A 14023-nucleotide genomic window follows, 5' to 3' on the forward strand; every position below is an offset into this window, starting at 1 on the left:
CCGCGGATCAATGCAGCCGCTTGCGCCCGCTGGTCTTGGCGGGTGCCGGCGGGGTTTCGGAGAACAGCTCCGCCAGCTTCTCCGTCATCACGCCGCCCAGCTCCTCGGCGTCCACGATGGTGACGGCGCGCTTGTAATAGCGCGTCACGTCATGGCCGATGCCGATGGCGATCAGCTCCACCGGCGAGCGGTTCTCCACCTGCCAGATGATGTGGCGCAGATGGCGCTCCAGATAATTGCCGGCATTCACCGAGAGGGTGGAATCATCCACCGGCGCGCCGTCGGAGATCATCATCAGGATCTTGCGCGCCTCGGGGCGGCCGAGCAGGCGCTGGTGCGCCCAATCGAGCGCCTCGCCGTCGATATTCTCCTTCAGCAGGCCCTCGCGCATCATCAGCCCGAGATTGCGCCGCGCCCGGCGCCAGGGCGCGTCGGCGGACTTGTAGACGATGTGGCGCAGGTCGTTGAGGCGGCCGGGATTGGCGGGCTTGCCGCCGGCGAGCCAGGCTTCGCGCGATTGCCCGCCCTTCCAGGCGCGGGTGGTGAAGCCGAGCACCTCCACCTTCACGCCGCAGCGCTCCAGCGTACGGGCGAGGATATCCGCGCAGGTGGCGGCCACCGTGATGGGGCGCCCGCGCATGGAGCCGGAATTGTCGATCAGCAGCGTCACCACCGTGTCGCGGAACTCGGTGTCGCGCTCGCGCTTGAAGGAGAGCGCGGCGCCGGGATCGGTCACCACGCGGGACAGCCGCGCGGGATCGAGGATGCCTTCCTCCAGGTCGAACTCCCAGGCGCGGTTCTGCTGCGCCAGCAGGCGGCGTTGCAGGCGGTTCGCGAGACGCGAGACGACGCCCTGGAGATTGCTCAATTGCTTGTCCAGATAGGAGCGCAGGCGCGTCAGCTCCTCGGTGTCGCACAATTCCTCGGCGTGCACCTCCTCGTCGAACTTGGTGGTGTAGGCGTGATATTCCGGGCCCTTGGTGTCGGCCCCCTGGGGCGTGCGGGGCTGCCAGGGCTCGGCGGCCTCCTCGCTGTCGCCCATGTCGCCGTCGTCGGGGCTTTCAGCCGGCGGGCCGGCCTCGCTCTCCACGGCGCTGTCGGGCAATTCCTCCTGCGCCAGTTCGGCTTCCACCTCGGTCGCGCCCTGCTGGCTGTCGTCCTCGCGGGCATCGCCCTCCTCGCCGCCCTGTTCCTCGCGGCCGGCGGGATTGTCGTCCTCCTCGCTCTCCTTGTCGCTCTCCAGCCCGCTTTCCTCGCCCATTTCCAGCGAGGAGAGCAGTTCGCGCGTGATCTCGCCGAACTTCTTCTGGTCCTCGATGCTCTCGGCGAAGCGGGCGAGGTCGCCCTCCGCGCGGCTCTCGATATAGTCGCGCCAGAGATCGACGATCTTGCGGGCGGCGGGCGGCGGGGCCTGGCCGGTGAGGCGCTCGCGCACCATCAGCGCGACCGCGTCCTCGATCGGCGCGTCGGCGCGCTCGGTGATGTCGGCATAGGGGCCGCGATGATAGCGGTCGTTCAGCATGGCATTGATGTTGCGCTGGACGCCGGTCATGCGATTGCCGCCCAGCGCCTCGACGCGCGCCTGCTCCACCGCCTCGAACACGGCGCGGGCGGTATCGCCGGTGGGCAGCATCTTGCGATGGACCCCCTGGTCGTGACAGGCGAGGCGCAAAGCGAGGGAATCCGCCTGGCCACGCACCACGGCGGCATCCTGGGCGGAGAAGCGGCGCGGCGGCTCGGGCAGGCGCACGCGGTCGGGGCTCAGCGACGGGCGCTCGTTGGCGAAGCTCACGTCGAATTCGCTCACCCCGGCAATCGCCTTGAAGCAGCCGGTCACCGCGCGCTTGAAGGGTTCGGCGGGCGCTTCCTTGGGGGCGGTCTTCACGGTCTTGTTGGAGGGAGGCATCGCCGCTGGCCCTGTTCTTGGCGCGCTGCGCGCCGGTCACGACATGGTGCCGCCGCCAAGGCGGCGGGGAGGGGGCGGCCCGTGCGGGTCTTCTCCCTCCGTCAACCTCCGGGAGGAGGCGCGGCGGGCGTCCGGGGAACGCGCCGCCGCGGAGCGTCAGGCGAGGGCGACGTTGACCGTGCTCTCGGTCAATTCGGTGCCGAAGCAGCGCTGGTACAGCTCCGCCACCAAAGCGCGCTCCAGCTCGTCGCACTTGTTGAGGAAGGTCACGCGCAGGGCGAAGGCGAGATCCTTGAAGATGTCCGCATTCTCGGCCCAGGTGATGACCGTGCGCGGGCTCATGACGGTGGACAGATCGCCGTTGATGAACGCGCTGCGGGTGAGATCCGCGAGGCGCACCATGCGGTTGACCGTGTCGCGTCCCTCGGGGGTCTGATAGTGCTTCGCCTTGGCGAGCACGATCTCGACTTCCTTGTCGTGGGCGAGATAGTTCAGCGTCGTGACGATGGACCAGCGGTCCATCTGGCCCTGGTTGATTTGCTGCGTGCCGTGATAGAGCCCGGTCGTGTCGCCGAGGCCCACCGTGTTGGCGGTGGCGAACAGGCGGAACGAGGGATGCGGGCGGATGACCCGGTTCTGGTCCAGCAGGGTCAAGCGGCCGGAGACTTCCAGCACGCGCTGGATCACGAACATCACGTCCGGGCGGCCGGCGTCATATTCGTCGAACACCAGCGCGATATTGTTCTGCAGCGCCCAGGGCAGGATGCCGTCGCGGAATTCGGTGACCTGGAGGCCGTCCTTCACGACGATCGCATCCTTGCCGATCAGGTCGATACGGCTGATGTGGCTGTCGAGATTGATGCGGATGCAGGGCCAGTTGAGGCGCGCGGCCACCTGCTCGATATGGGTGGATTTGCCGGTGCCGTGATAGCCGGTCACCATCACGCGCCGGTTGTGCGCGAAGCCGGCGAGGATGGCCAGGGTGGTCGGCCGGTCGAACAGATAGTCAGGGTCGAGATCCGGAACATGACTTTCGGCCTCGGAAAAGGCCGGCACTTCCATGTCGATGTCGATGCCGAACACCTGGCGCACCGACACCTTCATGTCCGGGGTCGGGGCAATGGTCTCGGTGCCGCTCATAACGCCTCCGTATGCGCTTGTAGGTTTGCGCGCGTCGTCTTGCTTGTTGATCCGTGCGGCACCTTAAAGGGTTTTCCGCTGCTGCAAAAATTCTCTTGGCGGGGCGTCTCGTCGCGGCCGCCGTTCCGTGTGTTCAACAAAAACCGGCCTGTTTCAAGGTGTTGTAAGCCTGGATCACGCTGCGCAAGCGGTCCTCGGCCGAACGGTCGCCGCCGTTCACGTCGGGATGGTGGCGCTTCACCAATTCCTTGAAGCGCGCCTTGATCTCGACGCCGGTGGCGGAGATCTCAAGGCCGAGCACTTCCAGCGCTTGGCGCTCCAGCGTGCGCACCATGCGGCCTTCCGGCTGCGGCGGCTCGAAGCCGGCGGTGCCGCCCATCTCATGGGTGAAGCCGAACGGGTCGCGATGGGCGCCCGCGGTGGCGGGGTCGGCGCCGCGCGTTCCCATTTTCCAGGTGGGGCGATGGCCGGTGATGGCGTCCTTCTGATAGGCGAACACGGCATCGTCGCTCATGCCGGCGAAATAATTGTACGACTGGTTGTACTGCTTCACGTGGTCGATGCAGTAGTTCCAATATTCCCCTTCCGCCGCACGCCCCTTGGGGGCGCGGTGCGTGCCGTCGCGGCTGCAGCCCGGCCAGTCGCACGCCGCGCAGGTGGGCCTGCGCAGGCGATCGGCACTGGGCTTCACCCGAATGCGGTCGAAGAAGGGGGAGTCGATCTTCATAATTCGATTATGGCCGTCGCGCCGCAGTGCGGCAAGCTGAGGGAAAGAAAACAGGAAGGCCGCCTGAGGCGGTGCCGGTAGGACAGGCGCGACGCAATGTTACGCCGGGCGTCCGCCCAGATATAGGATCGCCAGCGCTTTTGCGCCATGGCGCAGTGATCCAATCCTGTGCATCGCCTGCGCCCCCTCGGCCGGATCGCCATTCAGGGGCGCGGATGCGGCTGAATTCGGGCGGGTGCCCTTGTGTCCGTCTTCGGTCGGTCGTGTTGCGCGCGTCATGGCCGGGCTTGTCGCGGCCATCCATGCCGGGCCGCCGCGCGGGGTTGAAAAGCTGGCGCCAGCGGCGCCGCGTGGATGCATGGGCCAAGCCCGGGCACGACGATGCTCTGCCGCAATCGCGCTGGCCTAGACGCTCGATCGAACATAGGCCGCATTGACGGCGCGGCGACGGCGGCGTTACCTCTTCACCCATGGAATCTTCATCCACCACCTCGCATCTTGCGCGCATCCGCTCCACGCTTCAGGCGGGGTTGAGCCCGGCCGGCCTGGAGGTGGAGGACGAAAGCGCCTTGCACGCGGGCCATGGAGGGGCGACCCGTCGGGCCGACGACGGCATCACCCATCTGCGGGTCCGCGTGGTGGCGCAGGCGTTCGCCGGCAAGAGCCGGGTGGAGCGTCACCGGCTTGTGAACGGCCTGCTCGCCCAGGAGATCGCGGAAGGGCTCCATGCCATCGCCATCGAAGCGAAAGCCCCGGATGAGGCGGCCCCGGACAAACCGGCGCCGGGCGGAAGGGCGCCGGGCGCATAGCCATGGATGCACCCGCTTCCGCCGCGCGCCCCATCGCGTCCCCCATGACGGAAGGTGAGGGAAGCGGGGCGGAAGGCGCGCTGGTGCTGTTCTCCGGCGGCCAGGATTCCACCACTTGCCTCGCCTGGGCGCTGGAGCGCTTCGGGCGCGTGGAAACCCTCGGCTTCGATTATGGCCAGCGCCACCGGGTGGAACTGGACGCGCGGCAAAAGCTGCGGCCGGCGCTTTCCGCGCTGAATCCGGGCTGGGCGGCGCGGTTGGGGGAGGACCATACGCTGTCCCTCGATGCCCTCGCCGCCGTCTCCGACACCGCGCTGACGCGCGACGTGGAGATTTCCATGGGCGCGAACGGCCTGCCCAACACTTTCGTGCCCGGCCGCAACATCATCTTCCTCACCTTTGCCGCCGCGCTCGCCTATCGGCGCGGCCTGCGCCACATCGTCGGCGGCATGTGCGAGACCGATTTCTCCGGCTATCCCGATTGCCGCGACGACACCATCAAGGCGATCCAGGTGGCGCTGAACCTCGGCATGGACAGCCGGTTCGCGCTGCACACCCCGCTCATGTGGATCGACAAGGCGCAGACCTGGGAACTGGCCGCGCAATTGGGTGGGCCGGCTCTGGTGGATCTGATCGTGGAGGAGACTCACACCTGCTATCTCGGTGAGCGCGGGGCGCGCCACGACTGGGGCCATGGCTGCGGCACCTGCCCGGCCTGCCATCTGCGGGCGGAGGGCTTTCGCCGTTTCGCCGCCACGCGCAGCTGAAGAGGGAAGAGGCCATGGGCAAGCGTTTGGTTTCGCGATTTTCGGCCGGCGCGCTCGTCCTTCTGGCGGCCGCCTCGACGCTCTGCCTACCCGCCGGCGCCCGCGCCGCGAGCTTCGATTGCGCCGCCGCCCAGGCGCCCGACGAGAAGGCCATCTGCGTCACGCTCAGCCTCAACGATCTCGACGTGAAGATGGCGACTGAGTACGCCATCGTCACGCGCCTCGTCGGCATGGGGCAGCGCGGCGACCTGCAAGACCAGCAGCGCGCCTTCCTCAAGCAGCGCGCGGCCTGCGGCAGCGATGTGGCCTGCATCGCCAAGGCCTATCGGGACCGCATCGCCGTGTTCGAGGGCGTGGTGGACGGGGTGGTCGCACGCGGGCCCTTCTGAGCCCTCCCGATCAGAGACGTCGCGGAGTCATCTATGGCGCGATATGCGCCCGAAATCGCGGTTTCTTTGGCCGAAAGGGCGCGGCGAAGGCGCAGCAAACCCCTGTTCGTCTTCGGTAAGCCATTGTTTCACGTGAAACATTTTATGAGGGCAGGCCTTTAGGCAAAAGGCACGGTGGTTTCCGCATCGCCCAGCGAACGCTGCATCAGCACCGTATCCAGCCAGCGGCCGAATTTCAGCCCGGTGTTTTGCAGCACGCCGATGTCCGCGAACCCGCAGGCGCGATGCAGGCCGATGGAACCGGAGTTCGCGCTGTCGCCGATGACCGCAATCATCTGGCGAAACCCGCGCGCCTCGCTTTCGGCGATCAGCATGTTCATCAAGGCCCGGCCGATGCCGCGCTGGTGCGCGAACGGGGCGACATAGACCGAATTCTCCAGCGTCCAGCGATAGGCCACGCGCGGGCGGAATGCCCCCGCATAGGCATAGCCGAGCACCGTGCCGTCAGGATCGAGCGCCGTGAAATAAGGATAGCCGCCGGCGATCAGCGCTTCGAAGCGGCGGGTCATTTCGTCGAGGTCCGGCGGCTCCAGCTCGAACGAAGCGGTGCCGGTTCGCACGGCCTCGTCATAGATCGCGGTGATGGCGGGAAGATCGGAATGGGTGGCGAGGCGGACGTGGACCGGGGCGTGAGGCATGACGGGCGGGTCCTGGCGCGGGAAAGGGCGATGCCGCGGTTCATAGCCGCCTCCTGGAAACTTATGAAGCCCGCCGCGCGCCCCATCATCGCCCCGCCCGGACGCTGCCGCGCTGCGATACGGTCATAAAGTTCCGTTGGTCGGGCCCCGCCCTCGCGCGATAGCTAAGCTTTCGGCTGGCGAATTTGGGAGGATGGAATGGGGGAATTGCGTCGCAACCTGTCGACTTTGGAGGCCGTCGGGCTTTCCATCTCGATCATTGCACCCACGGTGGCCATGGCCTTCAACGTGACGCTCGCCGCGGGGTCTGCGGGGCGCGCGGCACCGCTGTCCTTCGTGGTCGGAACCCTCGCCCTGTGCGTGGTCGGCCTCTCCTTCGTCTTCTTCTCGCGCCGTGTGTCCAATGCCGGTTCGGCCTATGCCTATGTGTCGGAGGCGTTCGGTCCGCGCGCCGGCTTCCTGGTCGGCTGGCTTTTGATGCTGACCTATCTGCTGGCGGGCAGCGGGGTCGCCGCGCTGATGGGAGATTTCGTGCGCGCCGCCTTCGCCAATTACGGCATCGCCATTCCCGGCCTGTGGCTGATGGTCGGGCTGGCGGCGATCCTGGTCTCAACCCTCCTGGCCTATCGGGACATGCGGGTGGCGGCCCGGCTCATGCTGGCGTTCGAGGCGGCGGCGGTGCTGGCCATCATCGTGCTCGGCATCCTGGTGCTGGTGCGGGTTGCGGCGGAAAGCGGGCTGCCGCTGTCGCCCTTCGTGCCGGACCCGGCGTTCGGCTGGTCGGGGATCGCCCATGGCATGGTGTTCGCGGTGCTGTCCTTCGTCGGTTTCGAGGCGGCCACCACCCTGAGCGAGGAAATGAGCGTGCCGCGCCGGTCCGTGCCGATCGCGGTGCTGGGCACGGTGGGGGGAGCCGGCCTGTTCTTCGTGTTCGCGTCCTATTTCCAGGTGGTCGGGTTCGGCCTTGGCGAGATGAAGGCGTTGGCGGCGGACGAGGCGCCCCTCAACACCCTGGCGCTGAAATATGGCTCGCGCGGGTTTGCGACCCTGCTGGATCTGGCGGCCGCGATCTCGGCCTTCTCCGCCGTCTTGGGCTCGGTGAGCGCCGGCGGGCGCATGCTGTATGCGCTCGGACGCGCCGGTCTCGCACCGGCTCTGGGGGTCGCGCATCCGGTCCACGGCACGCCGGCGCGGGCCGTATTGATGATCAGCGTGTTGATGGTGCTGGGCCTGGTGGTGCTGGGTCCGCTGCTGGGGGCCGGCGATTATTTCGGCGACGTGGCCACCATCGCCACCTTGTGCGTGATCCTGGTCTATCTGGCCGTCACCGTCTCGATGGCGGTGGTGGGCGTAAGGTCGCGCTTCATCTACGGGGTGATTGGCGCGGCCGGCACGGTGGCGATGGTGTGGCCGTTCCGCAATTCGCTCTTTCCGGTCCCCCCTTTCCCCGCCAACCTCTGGCCCTATGTGGTCATCGGCTTCATCGTGATCGGCGTCGTGATCCTGCGGCTGCGTCCCGGCCTGGGCTTGTCCAGGGACTGATGCGAGCCCCCGCATGGGGTCTCCGACATGGAGCCTGGCGCGGGGGTGACGGGCAGGCATGAAAAAAGGCCCCGGCGCAAGCCGGGGCCTTCTTCATATGTGCCCGCCGCGAGGGGCGGATCAGATGCTGGCGATCAGTTGCTGTTGCGGTTGCCGAACAGCTGCAGCAGCATCATGAACAGGTTGATAAAGTCCAGATACAGGGCGAGGGCGCCCATGATGGCCTTCTTGCCCATGGTGGAGCTGTCGTCGCCAGCGAAATACATCTCCTTGATGCGCTGGGTGTCGTAGGCGGTGAGGCCCGCGAACACCAGGACGCCGACCACGGACACGATGAACTGCAGCATCGTGGAGCCGAGGAAGATGTTGACCACCGAGGCGATGATGATGCCGAACAGGCCCATGATCAGGAACGAGCCCATCGCCGACAGGTCACGCTTGGTGGTGTAGCCGTAGAGGCTCAACGCACCGAACGTGGCAGCGGTGATGAAGAACACGCGCACGATGCTCTCGTGGGTGTACACGAGGAAGATCGTGGCGAGCGATACGCCCACCAGGCCTGCATAGACCCAGAAGGTCGCCTGGGCGGCGCCCACGCTCATGCTCTGGATGCGGAAGCTGAGGAAAAACACCGCCGCAAGGGGGGCGAGCATCACCACCCACTTCAGCGGGCTCACGAACAGGGCATAGCCGAACTTGGTCAGCATGATGCCGCCGGCCACCTGGCCCGCCGCCTGGCTGGGATCGGTGGTCACGGACAGCATGAACACGCCCAGCGCGGCCAGCCCGGTGATGGCGAGGCCGAGGGTCATGTAATTGTAGACACTCAGCATATAGCTGCGGAGGCCCTGGTCGATCGCGGCCTCCGAGCGCGTCACCGTCGTTCCGTAACGCCCGGCGACGTTGCGATCATAATCGGACATCGTCATTCTCCACTTCGACCGCGGGACCTGGGCACGACCTTCCGGCCGCGCCGTCCCAGCGGTTCACGGTCAATATGGTGGGTTCAAAATGTGGCGGCAAGAGACCGTTTCATGAAATTTCCGCAACGTCACCCGCGCCCGCCATCCCGCGCCCGAACCGTTTGCATGATAGCATGAGCAGAGCGGGCCGGGGCACAATTGCCCGCCGGCGGGGAGCAAAATCATGGGCGCTGGGGGGCGTCTTTCCATTGGCTCGGCCCTATGCGCCGTGCTGGCGGCCTGCGGGCTGGCGTCCGCGCCCCAGCGCGCCTGCGCGGGCGCCTGGACGCTGAAGGAATCCGGCTTTCAGGCCTATCTTCAATCGACCATGACGCGGGCCGACCATGCCTTCGACGGCTCGTCCAATCTTTATGCGGCGCAGACCTATGACAAGGTCTCCACCCAATTGTTCATGGAGGTGGGCGCGACCGACAGCCTCACCTTGATCCTGGCGCCGGAGCTGCTCTCCATCTCCCTCGGCAGCCCGGCCGACACGTCCTATCTCGGTCCCGGCTATACGGATCTGGGTGGGCGGGTGAAGATCGCGCAGGGAGACGGCTTCGTGGCCTCGCTCCAGGCGGTGGCGCGCTTTCCCGGCGCCAAGCCGAGCGAGGGGCCGGCGGTCATCGGCTATGTCAATGGCGAACTGGATCTGCGGGCGCTGGCCGGCTGGAACTTGGTGCTATGGGGCCTGCCCGCCTTCCTCGATCTTGAACTGGCCCAGCGCCTGCGCTTCGGCGCCCCGCCCGACGAATGGCGCGTGGATGCCACCCTCGGGGTGCGGATCGCGCCGCGCTGGCTGGTGCTGGCGCAATCCTTCAACGTGATGTCCGAAGGGGCGGGGGAGGCGCCCTATTTCGACGCCTCCTATGAGTATTACAAGCTGCAGATGGGCGTGATGTACGACGTTTCCGACAGCTTGGCGGTCCAGGCCAGCCTGGTGACCACCTATTTCGCGCGCAACGCCTTGCAGGAGAACGGGCTCGTGCTCGCCGCGCTGTATCGCTACTGAGCGCCCGCCGGTTTCGGAGCCCCGATCTGCGCGAGGAATGCCTCCACCTGCGGCAAGATGCCGGACACGATCCGCGCCACCCCTTGCGCGGTCGGATGCAGCCCGTCTGGCAGGTTCAGGCTGCGATCTCCCACGATGCCGTCGAGAAAGAAGGGATAAAGCGGCAGGCCGTATTGGGCGGCAAGGTCCGGGTAGATGGAATCGAATTCGCGCCGGTAGGCCGAATCCATATTGAGCGAGGCGCGCATGCCGGCCAGCAGGACCGGGATGCCGCGAGCCTTGAGGCGAACGATGATCTCGCCCAGCGCCTGGCGCGCGATATCCGGGTTGAGGCCGCGCAGCATGTCGTTGGCACCAAGTTCCAGGATCACGCCGTCGGTGCCCTTCGGCACGCTCCAGTCCAGCCGGGCGAGCCCGCCGCTCGCGGTGTCGCCCGAGACGCCGGCATTGGCCACGCTGACGTCATAGCCCTTCGCACGTAGGGCGGTTTCCAGCTGCGCCGCGAAGCTGTCGGCGCGCGGGAGGTTGTAGCCGGCGGTGAGGCTGTCGCCCAAGGCCACCAGTTTCACCGTCTTCGCGAGGGCGGGTGCTGACGCAAACGTGAATGCGACCATAAGCGCGATCAGCCCTTTCCGCGACATGAATGACGTTCCATATGCCCCAAGCACCGGACGCCGTCCGGCCGCGCGTCCCCGACGCGCCCATCCCAGCGCCGCCGCGCGCGCCATGCGGAGCCATGTGAAACGCTCCGCTTGATGCTCCGCGACGTGCGAATCGATCTGAGACCGCATGGATACTCACTCCTCTCCCGCGCCCGCTATTACGCTGACCGATGTGGATCTCTCGCTCGGCAGCGGGGCGGCGCGGGTGCATGTGCTGAAGAGCGTATCGCTTGCCATCGGCGCGGGCGAGACCGTGGGATTGGTCGGGCCGTCTGGCTCCGGCAAGTCGACTTTGCTCATGGTGATGGCGGGCCTCGAACGGGTGGACGGCGGCGAGGTGCGGGTTGCCGGCGAGGTGCTGACGGGGCGTGGCGAGGATGCGCTCGCGCGCTTCCGTGGTGCCCATGTGGGGATCGTATTCCAATCCTTCCACCTCATCCCCACCATGACGGCACTCGAAAATGTCGCCATTCCCCTCGAACTCGCCGGGCGCGCCGATGCCTTCGGCCGGGCGGCGGCGGAATTGGAGGCGGTGGGACTCGGCGGGCGGCTCTCCCATTATCCCTCTCAATTGTCCGGCGGCGAGCAGCAACGCGTGGCGGTCGCCCGCGCGCTCGCGCCCCATCCCGCGATCCTGGTGGCGGACGAACCGACCGGCAATCTCGACGAGACGACCGGGCGGCAGATCATGGACCTGCTGTTCGCCGCGCATCTGGCGCGCGGCACCACGCTCGTCCTCGTCACGCACGATGCGGCCCTCGCTGCGCGCTGCGGGCGCACCGTGCATCTGCGCTCGGGGCGGATCGAGGCCGACAGCGCCTCTCCCAAGGTGACGGCGTGAGCGCCGCTGTGCCGGCGCAAGCGGCGTCGCGCCTTCCCGTCAGCCTGCGGCTGGCGCTGCGCGAATTGCGCGGCGCGCGACGTGGTTTCGGCATCTTCCTCGCCTGCCTCGCTTTGGGCGTCATGGCGATCGCCGGCATCGGCTCGTTCGCGGGCGCACTCACCGACGGACTGGCCCGCGAGGGACGCGCCATCCTGGGCGGGGATGCTGGATTCACCTTGATCCAGCGCGCGGCGAGCCCGCAGGAGCAGGCGCTGATCACCGCCGGCGGCAAAGTGGGGCAGGTCGCTTTCCTGCGCGCCATGGCCCGCACCGGAGAGGGCGACGCCACCCTGGTGGAGCTCAAGGCGGTGGATGCCACCTATCCCATGGTCGGCGCGGTCGAAACCACGCCCGCCGCTCCCCTGGCCGATCTCCTGGCGGAGCACGGCGGCACGTTCGGGGCCCTGGCGGACGAAACGCTGATGTCGCGCCTTTCGCTGAAGATCGGCGATATGCTCAGCGTGGGCGAGACGCGCTTCCAGATCCGCGCGGTGCTCGACACCGAGCCGGACCGGCTTTCCGCCGGCGTCGGCTTCGGCCCGCGCCTGCTGGTTTCCACCGCAGCCCTGCCGGCAACCCAGCTGATCCAGCCCGGCAGCTTGGTGCGCTGGAGCTATCGGGTGCTGTTGGACGATCCTTCCGCTGCCGCACTCGACGCCTTCACCAAGAGCGTCCGCGAGGGGGCGCCCGAGGCCGGGTTCGAGGTGCGTACGCGCGATGCCGCTTCCCCGCAATTGGAGCGCAATGTTCGGCGCATCAGCCAATATCTCACGCTGGTGGGCCTGACCGCTTTGCTGGTGGGCGGCGTGGGCGTGGCCAATGCGGTGGCGAGCCATCTCGCGACGAAGCGCACCGTGATTGCGACCTTAAAGGCGCTCGGGGCCACCCGTGCCACCATTTTCGGCACCTATTTCTTCGAGGTGGCGATCCTGGCGGCGATCGGCATCGCCATCGGGCTCGTGCTGGGCGCCGCCTTGCCGTTCGTCGCCACGGCGGCCATTGCGAGCCTCATCCCATTTCCGCTGGCGCCGCACCTCGATCCGCTCGCGCTGGCGATGGCGGCGCTCTACGGCGCTCTGGTCACGCTGGCCTTCACCTTGTGGCCGCTCGCGCGAGCGCAGGAGGCGCCGGTCTCCAGCCTGTTTCGTGACGCGCTGGGGCAGGAGCGCCGCCGCCCGCAATGGATCTATACGGGCCTGTGTGCCCTGGCCATGGCGGCCCTCGCCGCCCTTGCCGTGCTGACGGCGGAGGACAAGCGCGCGGCCATGATTTTCCTTGGCGCGGCGGCCTGCGTGTTCGGCCTGCTGCGGCTGGTGGCGATGGGCATCATGGCGCTCGCCGCGCGCCTGCCGCGCCCGCGCAACACCATGGCGCGGCTCGCGCTCGCCAATATCCACCGGCCCGGCGCGCTCACGCCCACCGTTGTGCTGTCGCTCGGGCTCGGCCTCTCGCTGCTGACCGCCATCGCACTGATCGACCGCAGCCTGACGCAGGAGATTTCCGGCGCGCTGTCGGAGAAGGCGCCGAGCTTCTTCTTCGTGGACGTGCCGAGCGCCGACGCGCAGGAATTCGCCAGCTTCATCGCCACCCATGCTCCGGGTGCCGCCTACCGTGCCGTGCCGATGCTGCGTGGGCGCATTCTCGCCCTCAACGATATCCCGGCCGAGCAGGTGAAGCCCTCCGCCGATGCCGCCTGGGTGCTGCAGAGCGACCGGGGCATTTCCACCGCTTCCGAGGTGCCGGAAGGCTCCAAGGTGGTGGAGGGCCAATGGTGGGGCCCGAACGAAACCGAGCCGCTGGTTTCCTTCGACAAGAAGCTGGCGCAGGGCCTCGGGCTCAAGCTCGGTGATACGGTGACGGTGAGCGTGCTCGGCCGGGCGATCACCGCCCGCATCTCCAACCTGCGCGAGGTCAAATGGGAGCGGCTGGGCATCAATTTCGTGATGGTGTTCTCGCCCGCGACCTTCGCCGGCGCGCCCCATACCTTGCTCGCCACCCTGACCTTTCCCGAGGGCGCCGACGCCGCGCGTGAAATCCCCTTGCTGCGGGAGATGGCGCGCGCTTATCCCGCCATCACCACCATTCGGGTGAAGGAGGCGCTGGAGCAGGCCAACAAGATGGTGGGCGACCTCGCCTTCGGCATCCGCATCGCCTCGCTGGTGACGCTGCTTACCTCCGTGCTGGTGCTGGCCGGAGCCTTGGCGGCAGGCCATCAGCATCGCGTTTATGACGCGGTGATCCTGAAGACGCTCGGCGCAACGCGCGGGCGGCTGATCCTGGCCTATGGGCTTGAATATGCCGGGCTCGGGCTCGTGACGGCGCTGTTCGCCATCGCCGCCGGCTCGCTCGCCGCCTATGGGGTGGTGACGCGGGTGATGGAGATCGGCTTTGCCTTCGCCCCCGGCGCGGCGGCCGGTGCGATGGGGTTGGCGCTGGTGTTTACCCTCGGCTTTGGCCTGCTCGGGACGTGGCGGGCGCTGAGCGAAAAGCCGGTGCGGGTGCTGCGGCATCTGTGAGCGGGGAACG

At 67.6% G+C, this 14023-nt stretch carries 13 protein-coding genes; 7 read left to right on the forward strand and 6 right to left on the reverse strand.

Going from position 1 to position 14023, the window contains the following annotated elements; translation table 11 throughout:
- Positions 1–7: 7 nt before the first annotated feature.
- From cobT to V5F78_RS02990, 3 genes are all read right to left on the reverse strand, one after another.
- Positions 8–1906 (reverse strand): cobaltochelatase subunit CobT, encoded by a 1899-nt coding sequence (cobT, locus tag V5F78_RS02980; RefSeq protein WP_394066692.1) that lies wholly within the window; start codon positions 1904–1906, stop codon positions 8–10.
- A gap of 156 nt (positions 1907–2062) precedes the next feature.
- Positions 2063–3046 (reverse strand): cobaltochelatase subunit CobS, encoded by a 984-nt coding sequence (gene cobS / locus V5F78_RS02985; RefSeq protein ID WP_394066691.1) that lies wholly within the window; start codon positions 3044–3046, stop codon positions 2063–2065.
- A 133-nt stretch (positions 3047–3179) separates the two neighbouring features.
- Positions 3180–3773: a J domain-containing protein gene (locus V5F78_RS02990; RefSeq protein ID WP_394066689.1), complete on the reverse strand. Its 594-nt coding sequence runs from the start codon at positions 3771–3773 to the stop codon at positions 3180–3182.
- Between the two features lie 470 nt (positions 3774–4243).
- On the opposite strand from V5F78_RS02990, the gene V5F78_RS02995 reads away from it, so the two are divergent.
- Genes V5F78_RS02995 through V5F78_RS03005 form a run of 3 tightly spaced genes read left to right on the forward strand, consistent with a single transcriptional unit; the run spans position 4244 to position 5738 of the window.
- Entirely contained in the window at positions 4244–4582 is a 339-nt protein-coding gene (locus V5F78_RS02995; protein ID WP_394066687.1) for a BolA family protein, read from the forward strand.
- A 44-nt stretch (positions 4583–4626) separates the two neighbouring features.
- Entirely contained in the window at positions 4627–5349 is a 723-nt protein-coding gene (gene queC, locus V5F78_RS03000) for a 7-cyano-7-deazaguanine synthase QueC (protein WP_394066895.1), read from the forward strand.
- Between the two features lie 14 nt (positions 5350–5363).
- Positions 5364–5738: a lysozyme inhibitor LprI family protein gene (locus V5F78_RS03005; protein ID WP_394066685.1), complete on the forward strand. Its 375-nt coding sequence runs from the start codon at positions 5364–5366 to the stop codon at positions 5736–5738.
- A 158-nt stretch (positions 5739–5896) separates the two neighbouring features.
- On the opposite strand, the gene V5F78_RS03010 is transcribed toward V5F78_RS03005, so the two are convergent.
- Positions 5897–6436, reverse strand: coding sequence for a GNAT family N-acetyltransferase (locus V5F78_RS03010; protein WP_394066683.1), 540 nt, complete (start codon positions 6434–6436; stop codon positions 5897–5899).
- Positions 6437–6634: 198 nt separating this feature from the next.
- Between V5F78_RS03010 and V5F78_RS03015 the strand changes: the two genes are divergently transcribed.
- Positions 6635–7978, forward strand: a complete 1344-nt coding sequence (locus V5F78_RS03015) for an APC family permease (protein ID WP_394066681.1) — start codon at positions 6635–6637, stop codon at positions 7976–7978.
- 134 nt (positions 7979–8112) lie between these two features.
- Here the strand turns inward: V5F78_RS03015 and V5F78_RS03020 are convergent, their stop codons facing one another.
- Positions 8113–8901: a Bax inhibitor-1/YccA family protein gene (locus V5F78_RS03020; protein WP_394066680.1), complete on the reverse strand. Its 789-nt coding sequence runs from the start codon at positions 8899–8901 to the stop codon at positions 8113–8115.
- Between the two features lie 223 nt (positions 8902–9124).
- Here V5F78_RS03020 and V5F78_RS03025 point away from each other — a divergent pair, with 223 nt between their 5' ends.
- The gene (locus V5F78_RS03025; protein ID WP_394066678.1) at positions 9125–9952 is read left to right on the forward strand and encodes a hypothetical protein; all 828 of its coding nucleotides are present in this window, start codon (positions 9125–9127) and stop codon (positions 9950–9952) included.
- Here V5F78_RS03025 and V5F78_RS03030 read toward each other — a convergent pair.
- Positions 9946–10593 (reverse strand): arylesterase, encoded by a 648-nt coding sequence (locus V5F78_RS03030; RefSeq protein ID WP_394066677.1) that lies wholly within the window; start codon positions 10591–10593, stop codon positions 9946–9948. The two genes, V5F78_RS03025 and V5F78_RS03030, sit on opposite strands and share 7 nt — an antisense overlap.
- A 148-nt stretch (positions 10594–10741) precedes the next feature.
- Here V5F78_RS03030 and V5F78_RS03035 point away from each other — a divergent pair, with 148 nt between their 5' ends.
- Positions 10742–11455 carry an ABC transporter ATP-binding protein gene (locus V5F78_RS03035; protein ID WP_394066676.1) on the forward strand — a complete coding sequence of 238 codons (714 nt, stop codon included), beginning with the start codon at positions 10742–10744 and terminating at the stop codon, positions 11453–11455.
- Positions 11452–14013 carry an ABC transporter permease gene (locus tag V5F78_RS03040; RefSeq protein WP_394066674.1) on the forward strand — a complete coding sequence of 854 codons (2562 nt, stop codon included), beginning with the start codon at positions 11452–11454 and terminating at the stop codon, positions 14011–14013. Before V5F78_RS03035 ends, V5F78_RS03040 begins: the two co-directional genes overlap by 4 nt.
- Positions 14014–14023: the final 10 nt, after the last annotated feature.

The organism is Roseixanthobacter glucoisosaccharinicivorans (assembly GCF_043195095.2).
Taxonomy (GTDB): Bacteria; Pseudomonadota; Alphaproteobacteria; order Rhizobiales; family Xanthobacteraceae; genus NCEH01.

Bases quoted from the DNA above. Each gene is read 5' to 3' on its own strand.
- cobT (WP_394066692.1), bottom strand. From the start codon at position 1,906: ATGCCTCCCTCCAACAAGACCGTGAAGACCGCCCCCAAGGAAGCGCCC.
- cobS (WP_394066691.1), bottom strand. From the start codon at position 3,046: ATGAGCGGCACCGAGACCATTGCCCCGACCCCGGACATGAAGGTGTCG.
- V5F78_RS02990 (WP_394066689.1), bottom strand. From the start codon at position 3,773: ATGAAGATCGACTCCCCCTTCTTCGACCGCATTCGGGTGAAGCCCAGT.
- V5F78_RS02995 (WP_394066687.1), top strand. From the start codon at position 4,244: ATGGAATCTTCATCCACCACCTCGCATCTTGCGCGCATCCGCTCCACG.
- queC (WP_394066895.1), top strand. From the start codon at position 4,627: ATGACGGAAGGTGAGGGAAGCGGGGCGGAAGGCGCGCTGGTGCTGTTC.
- V5F78_RS03005 (WP_394066685.1), top strand. From the start codon at position 5,364: ATGGGCAAGCGTTTGGTTTCGCGATTTTCGGCCGGCGCGCTCGTCCTT.
- V5F78_RS03010 (WP_394066683.1), bottom strand. From the start codon at position 6,436: ATGCCTCACGCCCCGGTCCACGTCCGCCTCGCCACCCATTCCGATCTT.
- V5F78_RS03015 (WP_394066681.1), top strand. From the start codon at position 6,635: ATGGGGGAATTGCGTCGCAACCTGTCGACTTTGGAGGCCGTCGGGCTT.
- V5F78_RS03020 (WP_394066680.1), bottom strand. From the start codon at position 8,901: ATGTCCGATTATGATCGCAACGTCGCCGGGCGTTACGGAACGACGGTG.
- V5F78_RS03025 (WP_394066678.1), top strand. From the start codon at position 9,125: ATGGGCGCTGGGGGGCGTCTTTCCATTGGCTCGGCCCTATGCGCCGTG.
- V5F78_RS03030 (WP_394066677.1), bottom strand. From the start codon at position 10,593: ATGTCGCGGAAAGGGCTGATCGCGCTTATGGTCGCATTCACGTTTGCG.
- V5F78_RS03035 (WP_394066676.1), top strand. From the start codon at position 10,742: ATGGATACTCACTCCTCTCCCGCGCCCGCTATTACGCTGACCGATGTG.